Origin of the sequence: Pseudonocardia kunmingensis, assembly GCF_006716445.1 — a bacterium.
Taxonomy (GTDB): Bacteria; Actinomycetota; Actinomycetes; order Mycobacteriales; family Pseudonocardiaceae; genus Pseudonocardia; species Pseudonocardia kunmingensis.
The window spans coordinates 189484-208266 of the sequence record NZ_VFPA01000001.1 but is presented as its reverse complement, the minus strand read 5'-3'; the positions used below and the strand labels follow the sequence as shown (position 1 = coordinate 208266).

18 protein-coding genes are annotated in these 18783 nt (G+C 73.0%); 14 read left to right on the top strand and 4 right to left on the bottom strand.

What is annotated here, in order from left to right; translation table 11 throughout:
• Window positions 1-8 precede the first annotated feature (8 nt).
• From FB558_RS00940 to FB558_RS00925, 4 genes are read right to left on the bottom strand one after another with little or no spacing between them, the layout of a single operon-like run.
• Complete coding sequence (locus FB558_RS00940) at window positions 9-1112, bottom strand: S-methyl thiohydantoin desulfurase family protein (RefSeq protein ID WP_142047194.1); 1104 nt, start codon at window positions 1110-1112, stop codon at window positions 9-11.
• Window positions 1109-2194 carry an S-methyl thiohydantoin desulfurase family protein gene (locus FB558_RS00935; protein WP_142047192.1) on the bottom strand — a complete coding sequence of 362 codons (1086 nt, stop codon included), beginning with the start codon at window positions 2192-2194 and terminating at the stop codon, window positions 1109-1111. The genes FB558_RS00940 and FB558_RS00935 overlap by 4 nt, the downstream gene beginning before the upstream one ends.
• On the bottom strand, window positions 2191-3762 hold the full coding sequence (locus FB558_RS00930) for a hydantoinase/oxoprolinase N-terminal domain-containing protein (protein WP_142047190.1): 1572 nt from the start codon (window positions 3760-3762) through the stop codon (window positions 2191-2193). Before FB558_RS00930 ends, FB558_RS00935 begins: the two co-directional genes overlap by 4 nt.
• Window positions 3762-5108, bottom strand: a complete 1347-nt coding sequence (locus FB558_RS00925) for a purine-cytosine permease family protein (RefSeq protein ID WP_142047188.1) — start codon at window positions 5106-5108, stop codon at window positions 3762-3764. Before FB558_RS00925 ends, FB558_RS00930 begins: the two co-directional genes overlap by 1 nt.
• 148 nt (window positions 5109-5256) lie before the next feature.
• On the opposite strand from FB558_RS00925, the gene FB558_RS00920 reads away from it, so the two are divergent.
• The 14 genes from FB558_RS00920 to FB558_RS00855 all read left to right on the top strand — a co-directional run bounded on the left by FB558_RS00920 (window position 5257) and on the right by FB558_RS00855 (window position 18748).
• A complete protein-coding gene (locus FB558_RS00920; protein ID WP_142053497.1) occupies window positions 5257-6243 on the top strand; it encodes an LLM class F420-dependent oxidoreductase in 987 nt (328 codons plus the stop codon).
• 188 nt (window positions 6244-6431) lie between these two features.
• Window positions 6432-7493 carry a DctP family TRAP transporter solute-binding subunit gene (locus tag FB558_RS00915; RefSeq protein ID WP_142047186.1) on the top strand — a complete coding sequence of 354 codons (1062 nt, stop codon included), beginning with the start codon at window positions 6432-6434 and terminating at the stop codon, window positions 7491-7493.
• A gap of 60 nt (window positions 7494-7553) precedes the next feature.
• Window positions 7554-8168: a TRAP transporter small permease gene (locus tag FB558_RS00910; protein WP_142047184.1), complete on the top strand. Its 615-nt coding sequence runs from the start codon at window positions 7554-7556 to the stop codon at window positions 8166-8168.
• On the top strand, window positions 8165-9454 hold the full coding sequence (locus tag FB558_RS00905; protein WP_142047181.1) for a TRAP transporter large permease: 1290 nt from the start codon (window positions 8165-8167) through the stop codon (window positions 9452-9454). Before FB558_RS00910 ends, FB558_RS00905 begins: the two co-directional genes overlap by 4 nt.
• Before the next feature lie 133 nt (window positions 9455-9587).
• Complete coding sequence (gene xerD / locus FB558_RS00900) at window positions 9588-10526, top strand: site-specific tyrosine recombinase XerD (RefSeq protein WP_142047179.1); 939 nt, start codon at window positions 9588-9590, stop codon at window positions 10524-10526.
• 220 nt (window positions 10527-10746) lie between these two features.
• Window positions 10747-11691 (top strand): ParA family protein, encoded by a 945-nt coding sequence (locus FB558_RS00895; RefSeq protein WP_142047177.1) that lies wholly within the window; start codon window positions 10747-10749, stop codon window positions 11689-11691.
• A gap of 25 nt (window positions 11692-11716) precedes the next feature.
• Window positions 11717-12538, top strand: a complete 822-nt coding sequence (locus FB558_RS00890; protein WP_142047175.1) for a segregation and condensation protein A — start codon at window positions 11717-11719, stop codon at window positions 12536-12538.
• Window positions 12531-13181 carry an SMC-Scp complex subunit ScpB gene (gene scpB, locus FB558_RS00885; protein ID WP_142047173.1) on the top strand — a complete coding sequence of 217 codons (651 nt, stop codon included), beginning with the start codon at window positions 12531-12533 and terminating at the stop codon, window positions 13179-13181. Before FB558_RS00890 ends, scpB begins: the two co-directional genes overlap by 8 nt.
• Window positions 13182-13203: 22 nt before the next feature.
• Window positions 13204-13980: a pseudouridine synthase gene (locus FB558_RS00880; RefSeq protein ID WP_142047171.1), complete on the top strand. Its 777-nt coding sequence runs from the start codon at window positions 13204-13206 to the stop codon at window positions 13978-13980.
• Between the two features lie 191 nt (window positions 13981-14171).
• On the top strand, window positions 14172-14846 hold the full coding sequence (gene cmk / locus FB558_RS00875; protein WP_142053496.1) for a (d)CMP kinase: 675 nt from the start codon (window positions 14172-14174) through the stop codon (window positions 14844-14846).
• Window positions 14843-15496, top strand: a complete 654-nt coding sequence (locus tag FB558_RS00870) for a lysophospholipid acyltransferase family protein (RefSeq protein WP_246106190.1) — start codon at window positions 14843-14845, stop codon at window positions 15494-15496. Before cmk ends, FB558_RS00870 begins: the two co-directional genes overlap by 4 nt.
• 38 nt (window positions 15497-15534) lie before the next feature.
• A complete protein-coding gene (der, locus tag FB558_RS00865; protein ID WP_170231316.1) occupies window positions 15535-16941 on the top strand; it encodes a ribosome biogenesis GTPase Der in 1407 nt (468 codons plus the stop codon).
• A gap of 26 nt (window positions 16942-16967) precedes the next feature.
• Window positions 16968-17630, top strand: a complete 663-nt coding sequence (locus FB558_RS00860) for a response regulator (RefSeq protein ID WP_281288543.1) — start codon at window positions 16968-16970, stop codon at window positions 17628-17630.
• A gap of 5 nt (window positions 17631-17635) precedes the next feature.
• Window positions 17636-18748 carry a sensor histidine kinase gene (locus FB558_RS00855; protein WP_142053489.1) on the top strand — a complete coding sequence of 371 codons (1113 nt, stop codon included), beginning with the start codon at window positions 17636-17638 and terminating at the stop codon, window positions 18746-18748.
• Window positions 18749-18783 lie beyond the last annotated feature (35 nt).

The window sequence follows — 18783 nt, the reverse complement described above, 5'->3', positions numbered from 1 at the left end:
ATGATCCCCTATCCGACCGGCACCGCGTCCTCCACCGGCCGGAACGCGTGGCTGAGACCGAAGCAGGCCGGACCGAACACCGCCAGCGCCTCGGGGGTGCGCATGATCTCCGGCGTCGAGATGCCGACGACCACCACCCGCTGCCCGTACCGCAGCGCCTCGGTCGTGATCGGCTCGCCCGACTCGGCCTCGAGGATGCAGATGAGGTCGGGCACGATGCAGCGCACGACGCCGTCGACCTCGGCCACCAGCGTCTCGTTCTGGAAGGCGGTGCGCAGCGTCGACGCGCCGTCGAAGGAGACGAACCGGGCCCGCCCGCGGGCGAAGCCGTCGACGGTGCGGCGCTCGACGTCGGCGACCTTCCCGGCGAACAGCACGCGCAGGTGCGAGTAGGCGGTGGCGGCGAGCACGTCGGTGAGCGCGGAGATCGGGTCCCGCAGTTGCTCGCGGGCCTCGCGCAGCGCGCGGCCGAGCGCGAGGCCCAGGGAGAGCGTCCGCGGGACCGCCGTGCGCTTCACGTCGGCGCCGGACATCGCGTACTCGGCGATCAGGGCCGCTCCGCCCATGCGGATGGCCGCGCCGCGGGCGAGCCACTCCATGCGACGGTTGTCGTGGCCGGTGTCGATGGTGACGGTCTCGCCGTGGTCGCCCGCCACCACCATCGGCGAGCCGGGCACGCCGTAGACGCCGAACGTCTCCATCTGCAGTTCGGGGAACGCCCGGCCCATCCCGTCCGCGTCGACGACCGGCAGGCCGGTCGTCGCGGCCACGACCAGCGGGATCATCGAGTTGATGCCGCCGCACTCGATCGGCATCGTCGCATCGGCACGCCGGCCGAGGTGGCGCTCGAGCGTGCGCAGCGCGGTGACCGCCTCGTCGCCGCGCGGGATCTTCTCGACCATCACGGTGGGGGCGCCCATCATCGCGGTGGGGACGACGAACGCGGCGTCGTCCACCTCGTCCGGGTCGAGCACCGTGACCGGCCCGTGCGCGCGCATCGCGGCCTCGACCATGAGGCGTCCGATGTGCGGGTCACCACCGCCGCCGGTGCCGAGCAGCGCGGCGCCGCGGGCGAGGTCGGGCAGGTCGGCGGGCGTCAGCTCCCAGGTCATCGGTCCTCCCGGGCGTCGAAGCGCACAGGGTCGGTGTCGTAGCCGAAGTAGCGCGGCCCGACCAGCTCGATCCCGCCGGGGGAGTGCCACCGCTCGTCCGCGGGTGCCGCCAGCACCGAGACCCGGTGCCCGAAGCGCAGCGCCTCGGTGGTGACCGGCTCGCCCGAGTCCGTGTCGAGCACGATGATCAGATCCGGGGTGGTGACCTCGACGACCCCGTCGCGGCGCGCCACCAGGTGCTCGTTCTGGAACTCGAGCACCAGCTCACCCGCCCCCGAGACGACCGCGGTGCCGCGGGCGAACCCGGTGGTCGTCCGCCGCGCCACGTCGGTGACCTTGCCGGAGTGCAGCACCCGCCCGCCCAGCTCGGCGGCGACCGCACCGACCGCGTCGCCGTGCTCGGCGCGCACCTCGGCCACCCGCCTGCCGATCCGGGTGCAGAGGCTCAACGTCCCCGCGACGAGGCTCGCGCGGGCCTGGGCGCCGGTCATCGCGTAGTTCGAGATGATCGCGGCGCAGCCCATCGTGATGGTCAGCGAGCGGGCCAGCGCCTCGGCGGAGCGGTTGTCGACGGACTGCAGCACGCCGACGTTGCCCTTCTCGTCGGCGATCGACATCGGCGTGCACCCGATCCCGGAGAGCGTCTGCAGCACCATCTGCAGTTCGGGGAAGGCCCGGCCCATGCCGTCGCCGTCCACGACCGGCAGACCGAGCTGCGCGGCGGCCACCAGCGGGAACGTCGAGTTGACGCCGCCTGCCTCGATGCAGGCGATGTGCGTGGGGGTGACGCCGATGTGGCGGGCCAGCGCTGCGACGGTGTCCCCGATCCGCTCCACCGACGGGGTCTTCTCGACCATGACGGTGGGCGCGCCCATCATCGCGACGGGGAACACCTGCGCGTCGTCGGGCAGGTCGGACGGCGCCACGAGCGCGACGGGGCCGTGCTCGCGCAACGCCTGCGCGGCGAGCAGCCGCCCGATGTAGGGGTCGCCGCCGCCGCCGGTGCCGAGCACGGCGGCTCCGCGGGCCAGCGCCTCCAGGTCGTCCGCGGTGATCGCCGCGGTCGTGAGCGTGCCGGTCATGCGCGCGGCCCCGTCGGCTGCTCGATCCGCAGGTCCCCGACCGCTTTGCAGCGGATGCGGGTGGCGTTGCCGGGAAGGTAGGGGATCGGCACCTCGTCGAAGTCGACGATCGCGACCGTGGCGGGATCGGCACCGGCCACGACGGCGCGGTCCACCGCCTCCTGGCGCGCCTCGTCGACGGCGGCGTCGCGGCGGCCCGGTTCGATCGCGAAGACCCGGTCCACCTCGCCGCCCACCTGGGCGATCGCCGCGCCGATGGCGTTGGCCACCGCGAAGTGCTCCGGGCGGTGCACCGCGCCGAGGCCGGGGAAGGCGTCGGGCAGCAGCACCGAGCCGCCGCCCACGGCGACCACGGGCAGCGGGTCGGCGGAGATCCGCATGCGGTCCACGACGTCGGCGACGTCGGCGGCGATCCGCTCCAGCGCCGCGGTGACGTCGGCGGCGGCGAGCCCGGCGACCCGGGCCGGGTCGCCGATCTCCACCCGGCCCGCCGCGACGGCGACGTCGGTGGCGGTGAGGACGTCACCGCCGAACACGCGCGCCTGCTCGACGAGCCGGTAGCCGACCGATTCCGGCCCGACGCTGACGTCCGCCCCGCTGCCGCGTACCAGGCTGCCGCCCCCGAGACCGATGCTCAGCACGTCGGGCATGCGGAAGTTGGTGCGCACGCCCGCCACGGTCACCTCGACGGTGGCCTCCCGCGGGAAGCCCCCGGTGAGCACGCCGACGTCGGTGGTGGTGCCCCCGACGTCCACGACCGCGCAGGTTCCGAGGCCGGACAGGACCGCCGCGCCGCGCATCGAGTTGGTGGGCCCGGACGCGAACGTCGCCACCGGGTAGCGGCGGGCGAACTCGACGTCCATCAGCGTGCCGTCGTTCTGGCTGAGGTAGAGCGGCGCCGTGATGCCGTGCCCCGCGATCGAGGCGGCCAGCCCGTCGACGATGCCCGCGGCGAGCTCGCGCAGCGCCGCGTTGATGATCGTGGCGTTCTCCCGCTCCAGGAGCCCGACCCGGCCGATCTCGTGCGAGAGCGACACCGGGACGTCCGCGCCGAGCTCCTCGGCGAGCACCTCGGCGGCCCGGACCTCGAACTCGGTGTTGACCGGCGAGAACACCGACGAGATCGCGACGGAGCGCACGCCGTGCGCGGCCATGTCGGCGGCGTGGCGGCGGAGCTCGTCCTCGTCGAGCGGGGAGATCGGCCTGCCGTCGAACTCGTGGCCGCCGTGGGCGAGGTAGGCCCGGCCCGAGACCGCGTCGACCAGGCGGGCGGGCCAGTCGACCAGCGGCGGCAGCGACGCCGTGGCCGGCAGCCCGAGACGCAACGCCGCGGTGGGCGCGAGGCCGCGGGCCTCCACGAGTGCGTTGATGAAGTGCGTCGTCCCGATCATCACGGCCTGCACGTCGGCGGGCGCGAACGCGTGCCTGCCCTGCAACCCGTCCAGCGCGGTGACGATGCCCGAGGTGACGTCGGGGGTCGTCGCGGCCTTGACCGCGGCGAGCACCCGGTCGCCGTCCATGAGGACGGCGTCGGTGTTCGTGCCCCCGACGTCGATCCCGATCCGCATCAGACTGCCTCCTCCTTCTCTCCTGCGGAGGCGTCGGCGCCGTCCAGGGTCCGGCTGACGCCGATCCCCCGGACGAGGCCGGCCTTGCCCGCCACGACGTAGAGCACGAATGCGGCCACCAGGGAGTTGATGCTGGGCAGGCCCCAGGTGACGAACTGTCCGATCAGCGCGGCGACCACCCAGACGACGAGGGTGGCGGGCACCCAGGTGGGGGCGGACTCCGGGAGCCGGCCCTCGGCCCGTGACCGGTCGAGGTCCGGGCGCCAGATCCGCACGACGAAGTACTCGGCGACCATGATCCCGGCGATCGGCGGGAACGCGACGCCGAGCAGGGTGAGGAAGCCGATGAGGTTGTCGAGGATGCCGCCTGCGGCGAGCAGGCTGCCGACGACACCCAGCGCCAGCGTCACGGCCGCGCGGTTGACGCGCTTGCCGAACACGGTGCCGACGAAGTTCACGACACCCAGCCCGGAGCTGTACAGGTTCCAGTCGTTGATCTTCAGCGTGCCCAGGATGATCACCAGGGTGCCGACCCAGCCGACCGACGACGTGACGATCGTGATGATGTCGTCGGAGCGGATGGCGTGGGCCAGCAGCACGCCGGCCATGCCGATCACGTACTCGCCGAGCGTGACCCCCACGACGGTCTGCTTGACGACGTCGGCGGCACTGCGGTTGAACCGGGTCATGTCCGAGGTGATCACCGCCCCGACGATGAACCCGCCCGCCACCAGGGTGGTGCCCTCCAGCACCGACAGGCTCGGGCCGGCCGGGGCGGAGGCGACGAGCGTGCCGAGGTCGTGGTCGAGCAGCTCGCTCCCGATGGACCAGGCGACGAGCACCACGAACGCGGGCACCGTCAGGTAGGCGACCCACTTCATCGAGGCGAAGCCCCACAGCACGATGAAGGTCACGGCGAGCCCGAACAGCAGCGACCACACCCAGACCGGCAGCACGCCGATCAGGCTGACCAGCCCTTGGGCCGAGACCCCCGACTGGATGCCGAACCAGCCGATCAGCGAGATGCCGATCGCGACCCCGACGACCGCGCTGCCGCCCTGGCCGAAACCGGTCCAGCGCGTGAGCACCGAGGTCTGCAGACCTTCGCGGCAGCCGATGATCCCCACGCCGACGGAGACGAGCTCCAGCACGACCGCGCCGAGGGTGAACGCGAGGAACGCCTCCCAGAAGCCCATGCCGAACCCGAGCGTGGAGCCCAGCAGGAACTGGCTCAGCGCGGACACCTGCCCGAACCGCTGCACCGCCACCGACCACCACGAGTACCGCGCCGACTCGGGCACCCTGGCCAGTGCGTAGTCGTCGACACCCACACGACTTGCGCTCACGGCGACCTCCTCCGGTGTTTGCGGAAAGGTAATCACTGGTCAGGAACCGGTCACGAGGCGGAATGCCCGATTCGCGTGCTGCGATGTGCAGAGTGCACAGACAGGAGATGTCAGAGGAGGAGGGCTAGGGTAGGAGTTCGTGACCGGAATGCGCTTCGGACTGTTCGTTCCCCAAGGCTGGCGACACGACCTCGTCGGCATCGACCCGAAGGACCAGTGGGCCACGATGAAGGGCCTCGCGCAGCACGCCGACGCGGGCCCGTGGGAGTCCATCTGGGTCTACGACCACTTCCACACCGTCCCCGTCCCCACCGACGAGGCCACGCACGAGGCGTGGACGCTGATGTCGGCGTTCGGGGCCGTCACCGAGCGGGTGCGGCTCGGGCAGATGTGCACCTGCATGAGCTACCGCAACCCGGCCTACCTCGCGAAGGTCGCCGCCACCTGCGACGTCGTCTCCGGCGGGCGCGTCGAGATGGGCATCGGCGCGGGCTGGTACGAGCACGAGTGGCGCGCCTACGGCTACGGGTTCCCGCCCGCGCGGGAGCGGCTGCGGATGCTCGACGAGGGCGTGCAGATCATGCGCCAGGCCTGGACCGAGGGCCGGGCCTCGCTCGACGGTCAGCACTACCAGGTGGACGGCGCGATCGTGCGCCCGCTGCCGCTGCAGGAGGGCGGGATCCCGCTCTGGATCGCGGGCGGCGGGGAGAAGGTCACCCTCAAGATCGCGGCGAAGTACGCGCAGTACACGAACTTCGTGGGCGTCCAGGACGAGTTCGTCCGCAAGTCGGAGCTGCTGAAGGGGCACTGCGAGACGGTCGGCACCGACTTCGACGCCATCGTCCGGTCGTCGAACTTCAACGTGGCGATCGGCGAGACCGAGGCCGAGGTCGAGAAGCGGCTGCAGGACATCGTCACGCGGGTGCAGCCCGCCGTCGGCGAGGAGGCGGCGCAGCGGCTGCAGGGCCAGTTCCGCGACTCGCCTGCCTGCGGCACGCCGGCGCAGGTCGTCGAGCGCCTCGGCGCCCTCCGCGAGGCCGGCATGACCTACGGGATCTTCAACTTCTCCGAGGCCGCCTACGACCGCGCGGGCATCGAGCTGTTCGAGCGGGAGGTCATCCCGGCCCTGCGCTGACGCCGCCCCTCCTTGCAGCAAAGCCACTTTTCCTGCCACCTCGTTGCAGGGAAGTGGCTTTGCTGCAACCGGGGCGGCCGCAGGCCCGGGGTGACCTGAACGTTGCCTGCGAGGCCTTCCCAATCCGGATCTCCTCCGCGAGTATCCAGCGGATCGACGCAAGGGTGCGGCGAGGTGGAGGAACGGACATGATCAGACGACACGGGCGTCGTTCGAAGGTCGCGGTGCTGGTGGTCGCCGCGGCCCTGGTCCTGGCGGCGTGCGGCGCGCGTGGTGCCGGTGCCGATGCGGGTGGCGGCGCGGACGGCGGTGAGTCCTTCACGATCAAGTTCTCGCACGTGGTGACCCCGGCGACCCCGAAGGGGCAGGCCGCGGAGCGGTTCAAGGAGGTCGTGGAGGAGCGCTCCGGCGGCCGCGTCACCGTCGAGATCTACCCGAACTCCGAGCTCTACGGGGACAAGGACGAGCTGCAGGCGCTGCAGTCCAACAGCGTGCAGATGCTCGCGCCCGCCAGCGCCAAGTTCACGACCGTGGCCCCCGCGCTGCAGGTGCTCGACCTGCCGTTCCTGTTCGACAGCGTCGAGGACATCCCGGAGGTCGCCTCGCCCGACTCCGCGGTGGGCAAGGCGATCTACGAGAACGAGGCCCTCGCCGCGAGCAACATCAAGGTGATGGGCCTGTGGGACAACGGGCTCAAGCAGCTGTCCTCGAACACGGAGATGCGCACGCCCGCGTCGCTGGCCGGGCTCAGCTTCCGCATCCAGCCCTCCGACGTGCTGCGCAGCCAGTTCGAGAAGTGGGGCGCCAGCTCCACCCCGCTGGCGTTCGCCGAGGTCTACAACGCCCTCCAGCAGGGCGTCGTCAACGGCCAGGAGAACCCGTACTCGAACATCGAGTCGCAGAACATGCACACGGTGCAGAGCCACATCACCGAGTCGAACCACGGCTACATCGGCTACGTCCTGGTGATCAACAACCAGTTCTTCGAGAGCCTGCCGCCCGACCTGCAGGAGGTCGTGCAGTCCTCCGCGGACGAGGCGAGCACCTACAACCGCGAGGTCGCGGCGAAGCTGAACTCCGACGCCCGCACGACGATCGAGCAGGCGGGCACGACGACGATCCTCGACCTCACCCCCGAGGAGCGCCAGGCGTTCAAGGACGCCGTGGTGCCGTCGGTGTGGGAGCAGTACGCCGACGTGATCGGGCCGGAGCTCATCGCCGACCTGCTCGCCGACCAGGCCGCCCAGTAGCGCGCCACCCCGGGCGGGGACGGTCCACGCGGCCGTCCCCGTCTCTCGCATGGAGGTCACGTGCAGCGCTTCGATCGGGTGCTGACCCGCGTCGAGAACATCCTGGCCGCGTCGGCACTGGGCCTGGCGACGATCATCGCGATCGTCGCGGTCGTGCTGCGCTACGGGTTCGGGATCTTCCTCTTCTGGTCGGAGGAGGCGATCATCTACTTGATCATTTACTCGACGTTCCTCGGCGCCGTGATCACGTTGCGGCACAACGAGCACGTCAACGTCGACATCTTCGGCGCGTTCCTCGCCGGGCGCGGGAAGCGCGCGTTCGCCGTACTGGGCGCCGCCATCACCGTGGTCTACCTCGTGTGCGTCGGCGCCTTCGCCTGGCTGCTGCTGTTCGAGCCGTTCTCCACCGCCACCATCACGCCGTCGCTGAAGCTGCCGCTGTGGGTCGTGGAGGCCGCGGTCCCGATCGGCTTCACGCTGATGCTGCTGCGGGCGCTGGAGATCCTCGTGCGGACCGCCCGCGGGACCGAGGCGTTCGCCGAGGGGCACCGCTCGATCCTCGAGGTCGAGGCGGAAGCGGCCGGTGTCGACCGGCGTGACGTCGAGCGGACCCGGGCCGAGCCCGACGACCCGCCGGACCGGCGCCGCGGCGACGACGAGGAGGACGGCCGGTGAGCGAGGCCTCGATCGCGCTGGTCGTCCTGCTGTTCGCGCTGCTGTTCTCCTCCACCCCCATCGCGGTGGCGCTGGGCCTGACCTCGTTCGCGTACTTCTTCTACTACACGACCATCCCGCTCACGCAGGTGCCGGAGCGGCTGTTCAACGCCCTCAACACGTTCCCGCTGATGGCGATCCCGTTCTTCGTGCTCGCCGCGAGCATCATGAGCCGGGGCGGGATCAGCAGGCGCCTGATCGCGGCCTGCAACGCGGTGGTCGGCCAGTTCCGCGGCGGCCTGGCGATGACGGCCGTGCTCTCGTGCATGTTCTTCGCCGCCATCTCCGGGTCCAGCCCGGCCACGGTCGTCGCCGTCGGCACGTTGATCATCCCGGCGATGGTGGCCAGCGGCTACCCGAAGCGGTTCTCGACCGGCCTGATCGCGACGTCCGGCTCGCTCGGCATCCTCATCCCGCCGTCGATCCCGCTGATCGTCTACGGGATCGCGACCGAGCAGTCGATCGGCGACCTGTTCATCGCAGGCGTCCTGCCGGGCCTCGTCGCCGGGTTCATGCTGCTGGCCCTGGTGTTCGTCCTCTCCCACCGGCGCGGTTACGGCACGGGCGAGCACGCCATCGTGATGACCACGGGGGAGAAGCTGCGCGCCCTGCGCGACGCGCTGCTGAGCCTCGCCCTGCCGGTGCTCGTGCTCGGCGGCATCTACGGCGGGATCTTCACCCCCACCGAGGCGGCCGCCATGGCCGTGTTCTACGCGGTGATCGTGTCCGTGTTCGTCTACCGCGAGCTGAAGCTCCCCGACCTCGGCGCGATCCTGCTCTCGTCGTCGCGCACCTCGGCGATGATCATGTTCATCATCGCGAACGGGATCCTGTTCTCCTTCGTGCTCACCTCCGAGCGCATCCCGGGGGAGATCACCGAGCTGCTGCTGGACGCCGAGCTGAACAAGTGGACGTTCCTGCTGCTGGTCAACATCATCCTGCTGGTCGCCGGCTGCTTCATGGAGACCTCCAGCGCGATCCTGATCATCGCGCCGATCCTGCTGCCGATCGGCCTGGAGCTCGGGGTCGACCCGATCCACCTCGGCATCATCATGGTGATGAACCTCGAGATCGGGATGGTCACGCCGCCGCTGGGCCTGAACCTGTTCGTGGCAAGCGGCATGTCGGGGATGACGGTCCTGCAGGTCGCGCGGGCCGCGATCCCCACCGCGCTCGTGCTGCTGGCGGCGCTGTTCCTGGTGACCTACGTCCCGGCGATCTCGCTCGCGTTCCTCGGGGGCGGTTAGCGCCGACCTGACGCAACGAACGGCACTCTCGTCGGCTAGGTAGCAACGAAAGTGCCGTTCGTTGCGTTCACTGGGCCTGGAGCGGTCCCCTCCGGGCGCGTCCTGCGCGCCGCCGCGGCGCGTCCGCGGGAGGATGAGCGGTGTGGGGACGCGACCGGACGACGTCGTCGAGGCGTTCCTCAACCACCTCGCCGTCGAGCGGGGGAGCGCGGAGAACACGCTGCGGGCCTACCGCACGGACCTCTCGCGCTACCTCGAGCACCTCGCCGCGCGGGGGATCGACGACCTCGCCGCGGTGCGCGAGGCCGACGTCACGGCGTTCGTCCCGGCGCTGCGGGGCGGGCCCGCGGGGCTCGCGGCGTCGTCCGCGGCGCGGGCGCTCGCCGCGGTGCGCGGGCTGCACCGCTTCGCCGTGCGGGACGGGCTGGTGCCCGACGACGTCGCCCGGGACGTCGCGCCGCCCGCCCTGCCGGTCCGGCTGCCGCGCACGCTGTCGGTGGACGAGGTCGAGCAGCTGCTCGCGGGGTGCATCGGGGACGGCCCGCCTGCGCTGCGCGCCCGCGCGCTGCTGGAGCTGCTCTACTCCACCGGCGCCCGGATCTCCGAGGCCGTCGGGCTCGACGTCGACGACCTCGACGCGGTGGCGCGCACCGTGCTGCTGCGCGGCAAGGGCGGCAAGCAGCGGATCGTGCCCGTCGGGCGGCCCGCGCTCGCCGCCGTCGACGCCTACCTGGTGCGGGGGCGCCCGGCGCTGGCCGCCCGCGGGCGGGGGACCCCGGCGCTGCTGCTCAACGCCCGCGGGGCCCGGCTCTCGCGGCAGAGCGCCTGGCACGCCCTGCGCGCCGCCGCGGACGCCGCCGGGCTGACCTCGGTGGTCTCCCCGCACACGCTGCGGCACTGCTTCGCCACCCACCTGCTCGCGGGCGGCGCCGACGTCCGCGTGGTGCAGGAGCTGCTCGGCCACGCGTCGGTGACCACCACCCAGATCTACACGCACGTCACCGTCGACACCCTGCGCGAGGTCTACGCGACCTCCCATCCCCGGGCGCTGCGCGCGCCGCGGACGCCCTGAGACGCGCGCTCACCCGATCCGGCCCGTCGTTCCCCCTGCCGTGCCGCGCGCCCGCCGTCCACCCGGCTGCCACCTCTGGGTAACGTGGCAGTCCCTTCGGTCACACTCGGCCGATCGGATGGCCGACACGCGGCGGGGCGCGTTGCCGGTCCTCCGCCCGGGCTCCTACGCTGCGCGGATCGGCCCCGTCACGGGTCGCCCGCCAGAGACCGGAGACCGCATGGACACGCCGCGGCCCTTCGCCCCCCGCACCGAGCCGCTCGACGAGGATCGCTACGACGACGATCACCAGGACGATCGCATGGACGACGATCACCCGGGTGACGAGCCGGACGCGGTCGACGACTCCGTGGGGAGAGACCGCGTGAACGTGCCCGAACCGGCTCCGCTCACCGAACACGGCCCGGCGAGGGTCATCGCGGTGGCGAACCAGAAGGGCGGCGTCGGCAAGACGACGTCGACGATCAACCTCGGTGCCGCACTCGCGGAGTACGGCCGCCGGGTGCTGCTGGTCGACTTCGACCCCCAGGGCGCGCTCTCGGTCGGGCTCGGGGTGCAGGCGCACGAGCTCGACATGACGATCTACAACCTGCTGATGGAGCGCGGGGCGGAGATCGACGAGGTGATAAGGCCCAGCGGCGTCGATGGCATGGACCTGCTGCCGAGCAACATCGACCTGTCGGCGGCCGAGGTGCAGCTCGTCACCGAGGTGGGCCGGGAGCAGGCGCTCGGGCGCGCGATCAAGCCGGTGCTCGACCGCTACGACGTCATCCTCATCGACTGCCAGCCGTCGCTCGGCCTGCTCACGATCAACGCGCTCGCCTGCGCCGACTCGATCCTCATCCCGCTGGCCTGCGAGTTCTTCTCGCTGCGCGGGGTCGCCCTGCTGATGGACACCATCGACAAGGTGAAGGAGCGGCTCAACCCGGACCTGCAGATCCTCGGCATACTGGCCACGATGTTCGACCCGCGCACGCTGCACACCAAGGAGGTGCGCCAGCGCGTGATCGAGGCGTTCGGCGAGCTCGTGTTCGAGGCCGTGATCAACCGCACCGTCCGCTTCCCGGAGACCACCGTGGCGGGGGAGCCGATCACGACGTGGGCGCCCACCTCCAACGGTGCCAACGCCTACCGGATGCTCGCCCGCGAGGTCCTCGCCCGGTGAACCGGCACATGAAGGGCCCCACCGCGTGACGGTCGTCGACGACGACGCGCCGGCGCTCACCCCTGCGCCGCGCCCGCGCTTCCAGGTCCGGCTGCACAACTTCGAGGGTCCGTTCGACCTCCTGCTGCAGCTGATCGGCAAGCACGAGCTCGACATCACCGAGATGGCGCTGCACACCGTCACCGACGACTTCATCGCGCACCTCGCCGCGCTCGGCGACGACGCCGACCTGGACGAGACCACCGAGTTCCTGCTGGTCGCGGCCACGTTGCTGGACCTGAAGGCGGCCCGGCTGCTGCCCGACGCCGAGGTGGAGGACGCCGAGGACCTCGCGCTGCTCGAGGCCCGCGACCTGCTGTTCGCCCGGCTGCTGCAGTACCGCGCCTACAAGCAGGTGGCCGGGCTGTTCGTGGAGCTCGAGGCCGGCGCGATGCGGCGGTTCCCCCGGTCGGTCGCGCTGGAGGAGCGGTTCTCCGCGCTGCTGCCCGAGGTGCTGCTCGGCGTCGACCCGGAGACCTTCGCCGCGCTCGCCGCCTCGGTGTTCCGGCCCAAGCCGCCGCCCACGGTCGGCATCGACCACCTGCACGCCCCGGCGGTGTCGGTGGCCGAGCAGGTCGCGATCCTGCGGGAGCGGCTCGCCGAGCTGGGTGAGGCCACGTTCGCCGCGCTCACCGCCGACTGCGACGGCCCGCTGGAGGTCGTGGCCCGCTTCCTCGCGGTGCTCGACCTCTTCCGGGAGGCGGTGATCGATCTGGCGCAACCCGAGCCGTTCGGGGAGCTGACAGTACGCTGGACACCGTCCACGTCCGGCACCCCGGCCGCCCCGACCCCCGACAGCGATGACTGACACCCCTGCCGATCTCGCCACCGCAGTGCTCGACCTCGTCCCGGACGCGCCCGCCGAGGCCGAGCCCGACGAGCTCACCGAGAACGCCCTCGCCGACGACGCCGCGCTCGACGCCGCGCTCGAGGCGCTGCTGCTCGTGGTCGACGCCCCCACCGACGAGGAGACCCTCGCCCTGGCGCTCGACCAGCCGGTGGCCCGCGTCCGCGAGGCGGTGCAGCGGCTGTCCGCCGCCTACACCGCCGGGAACCGGGGGATCGACCTGCGGCACTCCGGCGGCGGCTGGCGCCTCTACACCCGGGACGCCTACGCGCCCTACGTCGAGCGCTTGCTGCTGGACGGGCAGCGCGCCCGGCTCACCCGCGCGGCGCTGGAGACCCTCGCCGTCGTCGCCTACCGGCAGCCGGTCACGCGCGCCCGCGTCTCGGCGGTCCGCGGCGTCAACTGCGACGGCGTGCTGCGCACCCTGCTCACCCGCGGACTGGTGCAGGAGGCGGGCGTCGACGCCGCCACCCAGGGCACCCTGTTCCGCACCACCGAACTCTTCCTGGAGCGGCTGGGGCTCTCCTCGCTGGAAGAGCTGCCGCCGCTCGCCCCCCTCCTGCCCGACGTCGATGCGATCGACGAACTGCAAGACCGACCGTGATGAGAACCGCCCGATGAGTGACATGACCACAGGGGCGCGCGCCGACAGCGTGCGCCTGCAGAAGGTGCTGGCCCAGGCCGGCGTCGCGTCCCGCCGAGCCGCCGAGGAGCTGATCGCGGCCGGCCGCGTGAGCGTCGACGGCAAGGTCGTGCGGGAGATGGGACGCCGCATCGACCCTGACACCGCCGTCGTGCACGTCGACGGCTCCCGCATCGTGCTGCGCGACGACCTCGTGCACCTCGCGCTGAACAAGCCGCGCGGCATCCTCTCGACGATGCACGACGACCGCGGCCGCCAGTGCGTCGGGGACCTCGTCGTCGAGCGCGGGATCGTCGACGAGCACTTCACCGGTGCGCCGCGCGCGCGGCTGTTCCACGTCGGCCGCCTCGACGCCGAGACCGAGGGCCTGCTGCTGCTCACGAACGACGGCGAGCTGGGGCACCGGCTGATGCACCCGTCGTACGAGATCGAGAAGACCTACCTCGCCGAGGTGATGGGCCAGGTGCCCCGCGACCTCGGGCGCAGGCTGCGCGACGGCGTCGAGCTCGACGACGGGCCGGTCTCGGTCCACTCGTTCCGGCTGGTGGACTCCACGCCCGGCCGGTCGCTGGTAGAGGTGGTGATCCACGAGGGCCGCAAGCACGTGGTGCGCCGGCTGCTCGACGAGGTCGGCCACCCGGTGCAGCGGCTCGTGCGCACCGCGATCGGCGAGGTGCGCCTCGGCGACCAGCGCCCCGGCCGGTTCCGCCCGCTCACCCGCGCCGAGGTCGGAAGCCTCTACCGCTCCGTCGACATGTAGCGGCTGCCGCCGCCCGTGAGTGGATACGAGTGCTCCAGCACTCGTATCCACTCACGACCGGGCGGAGCCCGGCTCGGGCCACAAGGCATGATGGTCGGCGGCCCGCGGACGGCGCGCGGCAGGAACGGGCCGGCGCGGCCCGAGGACGAGGGGGCTTGCGGGTGACCGGGCGGCTGCACGGGGTCGTGGCGATGGACGGGCCCTCGGGCACGGGGAAGTCCACCGTCTCGCGGCGGCTGGCCGCGGCGTGCGGCGCCGCCTACCTCGACACGGGCGCGATGTACCGGGCGCTCACCCTCGCCGTCCTGCGCACCGGGCTCGACGGCGCCGCGCCGGACGCGGGCTCCGTCGCCGTGGCCGCCGCGGATGACCTGGAGTCGGTGACCGACCCCTCGGCCCCGGCGATCCTCCTCGCGGGCGAGGACGTCGAGGCGGAGATCCGCGGGCCCGAGGTCACGGCCGCCGTCAGCGCGGTCTCGGCCGTGCCGGAGGTGCGCACGGCGCTGGTGCAGCGCCAGCGGGACCTGATCGCCAAGGCCGTCGCGAGCCACGGCGGGATCGTCGTGGAGGGCCGCGACATCGGCAGCGTCGTCGTGCCCGACGCGCCGCTGAAGGTCTACCTCACGGCATCCGAGGAGATCCGGGCCGCGCGGCGCGCGTCGCAGGACCGCAAGGCGGGCCGGGGCGGCGACACGGCCGCGGTGCTGGCCGCCGTCCGCAGGCGCGACCGGCTCGACTCCACCCGCAAGACCTCGCCCTCGCACGCCGCCGCGGACGCGCTCGTGCTCGACACCGACGAGCTGAGCGTCGACGACGTGCTGGCGGAGCTGCTGCGCCTGGTGCGCGACCGGGGGCTGGTGACGTGACCCCGCACGCTGCGGCGGATCTGCCGCCCGGCGCGTGGCCATGGCTCCACGACCGCGCCCGGTGGCTCGGGTCGTGGATGTTCCGCCCGTTCTACCGCGTGCAGGTGCACCACCGGGAGCGGATCCCGGCGCGCGGTCCCGTGGTCGTGGTCGCCAACCACAGCGCCTTCGTCGACGGGCCGCTGATTTTCGGACTACTGGGGCGCCGTGCGGTGTTCTGGGTGAAGCAGGAGATGTTCACCGGCCTGGCCGGCGTCGGTCTGCGGTGGATCGGGCAGTTGCCGGTGCGCCGCGGCGAGGCCGACCGGCGGCCGCTCACGGCGGCCGTCGCGGTGCTGCGCGGCGACGGGCTCGTCGGGGTGTTCCCCGAGGGCACGCGCGGCAGCGGCGAGGTCGCGGCAGCGCAGCACGGCGCCGCGTGGCTGGCCCGCACGAGCGGGGCACGGGTGCTCCCGGTCGTGTGCCGGGGCACCCGGCGGCCCGACGGTGCGCGCCGGCGCTGGCGCCCGCGGGTGGACATCGTGGTCGGTGAGCCGCTGACCGTGGCCACCGGTGGTGGACGGGCCGGGCTCACCGCCGCCACCGAGACCCTCCGGGCCGAGCTGGCCGGGATGGTCCGGGAACTGGACGAGCGACGGAACATGACGTGAGTAGGCAGACCGTGAACGGAACCGACGACCGCGCCGCGATGGCGGACCTGGGGCTGGACCCCGACGAGTTCTCCGCGCCCGACGGCGTGCTGGGGGAGGGGCAGGACCCCGAGGAACTGGTGCCGACGCCGGTGCTGGCGGTCGTCGGGCGGCCGAACGTCGGGAAGTCGACGCTGGTCAACCGGCTGATCGGGCGGCGTGAGGCGGTGGTGCAGGACATCCCGGGCGTCACGCGCGACCGGGTCGCCTACGACGCGCTGTGGAACGGGCGGCGCTTCACGCTCGTCGACACCGGCGGCTGGGAGCCCGACGCGCGCGGCCTGCAGGCCGTCGTCGCCGCCCAGGCGGAGATGGCGATCCGCACCGCCGACGCCGTGCTGCTCGTCGTCGACGCGAGCGTCGGCGCCACCGCCACCGACGAGGCGGTGGCCCGGGTGCTGCGGCGCTCCGACCGCCCGGTGCTGCTCGCGGCCACGAAGGTCGACGACGACCGGCTCACCTCCGACACGGCGGCGCTCTGGCGCCTCGGGCTCGGCGAGCCGCACCCGGTGAGCGGCCTGCACGGACGCGGCTCCGGCGACCTCCTCGACGCCGTGCTCGAGGCCCTGCCGGAGACCCCGCGCGACGACGTCGGCGCCGCCGGTGGCGGGCCGCGCCGGGTCGCGCTCGTCGGCAAGCCGAACGTCGGCAAGTCGAGCCTGCTCAACAAGGTGTCGGGGGAGCTGCGCTCGGTCGTCCACGACGTCGCGGGCACCACCGTCGACCCGGTCGACTCGCTCGTCGAGCTCGACGGCGAGGTCTGGCGGTTCGTCGACACCGCGGGCCTGCGCAAGCGCGTGCAGACCGCGAGCGGGATGGAGTACTACGCCAGCCTCCGCACGCGCGCCGCGATCGAGGCGGCCGAGGTCGCCGTCGTGCTGATCGACGCGAGCGACCCCATCGCCGAGCAGGACCAGCGCGTCATCTCGATGGTCGACGAGGCCGGTCGCGCCCTCGTGCTCGTGTTCAACAAGTGGGACCTCGTCGACGAGGACCGCCGCATCGCGATGAAGCGCGAGCTGGAGCGCGACCTCGTGCGCGTGCCGTGGGCGGAGCGGGTCAACGTCTCCGCCCTCACCGGCCGGTCCGTCGCGAAGATCGCGCCCGCGCTGCGCACCGCACTCGCGTCCTGGGACCAGCGGATCCCCACCGGGCGGCTGAACGGCTGGCTGTCCGACGTCATCGCCGCGACGCCGCCGCCGGTGCGCGGCGGCAAGCAGCCGAAGGTGCTCTTCGCCACCCAGGCCCAGACCCGCCCGCCGACGTTCGTGCTGTTCACCTCCGGGTTCCTGGAGGCGGGCTACCGGCGGTTCCTGGAGCGGCGGCTGCGCGAGGAGTTCGGGTTCACCGGATCGCCGGTGCGGATCTCGGTGCGCGTGCGCGAGAAGCGCAGCCGGAAGGGCTGATTGCGGGCGCCCGTTACGCTCGACGGGTGACCGCGACGCCGCAGGGCTCCCCGGTTCGCGTCGTGCTCGCCGACGACGAGCCGCTGATGCTGGCCGGTCTGCGCACCGTGCTGGAGGCCGGCGGATCCGTCGAGGTCGTGGGCCAGGCCGAGGACGGCGCGGCGATGCTCGCTGCCGTCGACGCGCACCGGCCCGACGTCGTGCTCGTCGACGTCCAGATGCCGGGCACCGGCGGCCTGGAGGCGCTGCGCGTGCTCTGCGCACGGCCGGACGCGCCGCCCGCGGCCGTGCTCACCACGTTCGACCTCGACGACTACGTGGCCGAGTCGCTGCGGATCGGCGTGCAGGGGTTCCTGCTCAAGGACGCCGAGCCGGACGCGCTGGTCCGCGCCGTGCGCGACCTCGCCGCGGGCGGTGCCGTGCTCGACCCGCGGATCACCGCCCGCTTGCTGCCGCGGCTCGCGGCGGGCTCGCCGCACTCGCGCCCGTCGCGCCTGGGCGGGCTGACGGCGCGGGAGCTGCAGGTGCTGCGCGGCCTCGCGGCAGGGGAGTCCAACGCCACGATCGGCGAGCGGCTGGGGCTCGCCGAGGCCACCGTCAAGAAGTACGTCTCCGCGCTGCTGGTGAAGCTCGGGGCCGAGAACCGGGTGCAGGCCGCGCTGCTGGCGCAGGGCTGGGGGTTGCCGTGACCGCGATGCGGGTGACCGGCAGGCGCGCGCTGCTCGAGGTGGCGGCCGTGCTCGTCCCGGCCGGTGCGGTGCTGCTCGGCGAGGCGCCGTTCGCCTGGTCGGTGCCGGCCGCGCTCGTCGCGTGCGCCCTGCTCCCGCTGCGGCACCTCTGGCCACCGCTGGGGCTTCTCGGCGGGCTCTGGGGGCTCGCGGGCGGGCTGGGCTGGCCACCCGCGCTCGTCGCGCTCTACGCGATGGGCCGGCGCTGCCGGCACGTCCCGTCGCTCCTGCCCTGGCTGGCGGCGGCGGTCGTCGCGGCCGTCACACCGGTGCTGATGACCCAGGACCTGGCCTGGAACAAGATCGTCCTGACGTTCGGCTTCGTCGGGCTCTACGCGGGCGCACCCGCCGTGATGGGCCTGCTGGTGAGCACCCGCACCCGGCTCACCGAGAGCCTGCGCCAGCTGGAGCGCGCCCGCGAGGACGCGCTCGCGGCGTCCCGCGACGCCGCCCGGGCGCAGGAGCGGTCCCGGATCGGCCGGGAGATCCACGACGCGGTGGGCCACCACGCCACCCTGATCGCCGTCGGTGCCGCCGCGATCGCCGCCTCCACCGGGGAGGACGAGACCCGCCGCGGCGCGGAGCAGCTGCGCGGGCTGGCCAAGCGCGCGCTCGCCGAGATGCGCGCCGCGCTGGGCCTGCTCGACGGCACCGAGCACGCAGCAGGCCTCGCGGAGATCACCGCGCTGGTCGCGGGGTCCCGTTCCGCGGGCGTGGCCGTGGAGCTGGAGCACCGCGGCGATCCCGTCGACGTCGCCCCCGGTACCGGCCGCGCCGCGTACCGCGTCGTGCAGGAGTCGCTCACCAACGCGGCCAGGCACGCCCCCGGTGCCCGGGTCCGCGTGCTGCTGCACCGGCAGCCCGCGCAGCTGCGGGTGGAGGTGACCAACGACCGTTCGCCCCGCGTCCCGGACCGCGCCGCGGCCGGCGGTGGTGCGGGCCTGACCGGCCTGACGGAACGGGTCGCGTCGGTGGACGGCACGCTGTCCGCCGCACCGCGCCCCGACGGCGGGTTCACCGTGAGCGCCACGTTCCCGCTCGTCGCGGCCCCTGCACCCCGCTCGGCCGCACCCGCTTGACCAGCCCTTCGGGCCAGAATAGTTTCATCCGGTAA

Bases quoted from the DNA above. Each gene is read 5' to 3' on its own strand.
- FB558_RS00855 (WP_142053489.1), top strand. From the start codon at position 17,636: ATGCGGGTGACCGGCAGGCGCGCGCTGCTCGAGGTGGCGGCCGTGCTC.
- FB558_RS00895 (WP_142047177.1), top strand. From the start codon at position 10,747: ATGGACACGCCGCGGCCCTTCGCCCCCCGCACCGAGCCGCTCGACGAG.
- FB558_RS00930 (WP_142047190.1), bottom strand. From the start codon at position 3,762: ATGCGGATCGGGATCGACGTCGGGGGCACGAACACCGACGCCGTCCTC.
- cmk (WP_142053496.1), top strand. From the start codon at position 14,172: ATGGACGGGCCCTCGGGCACGGGGAAGTCCACCGTCTCGCGGCGGCTG.
- FB558_RS00880 (WP_142047171.1), top strand. From the start codon at position 13,204: ATGACCACAGGGGCGCGCGCCGACAGCGTGCGCCTGCAGAAGGTGCTG.
- scpB (WP_142047173.1), top strand. From the start codon at position 12,531: ATGACTGACACCCCTGCCGATCTCGCCACCGCAGTGCTCGACCTCGTC.
- FB558_RS00935 (WP_142047192.1), bottom strand. From the start codon at position 2,194: ATGACCGGCACGCTCACGACCGCGGCGATCACCGCGGACGACCTGGAG.
- FB558_RS00915 (WP_142047186.1), top strand. From the start codon at position 6,432: ATGATCAGACGACACGGGCGTCGTTCGAAGGTCGCGGTGCTGGTGGTC.
- FB558_RS00920 (WP_142053497.1), top strand. From the start codon at position 5,257: ATGCGCTTCGGACTGTTCGTTCCCCAAGGCTGGCGACACGACCTCGTC.
- der (WP_170231316.1), top strand. From the start codon at position 15,535: ATGGCGGACCTGGGGCTGGACCCCGACGAGTTCTCCGCGCCCGACGGC.
- FB558_RS00940 (WP_142047194.1), bottom strand. From the start codon at position 1,112: ATGACCTGGGAGCTGACGCCCGCCGACCTGCCCGACCTCGCCCGCGGC.
- xerD (WP_142047179.1), top strand. From the start codon at position 9,588: ATGAGCGGTGTGGGGACGCGACCGGACGACGTCGTCGAGGCGTTCCTC.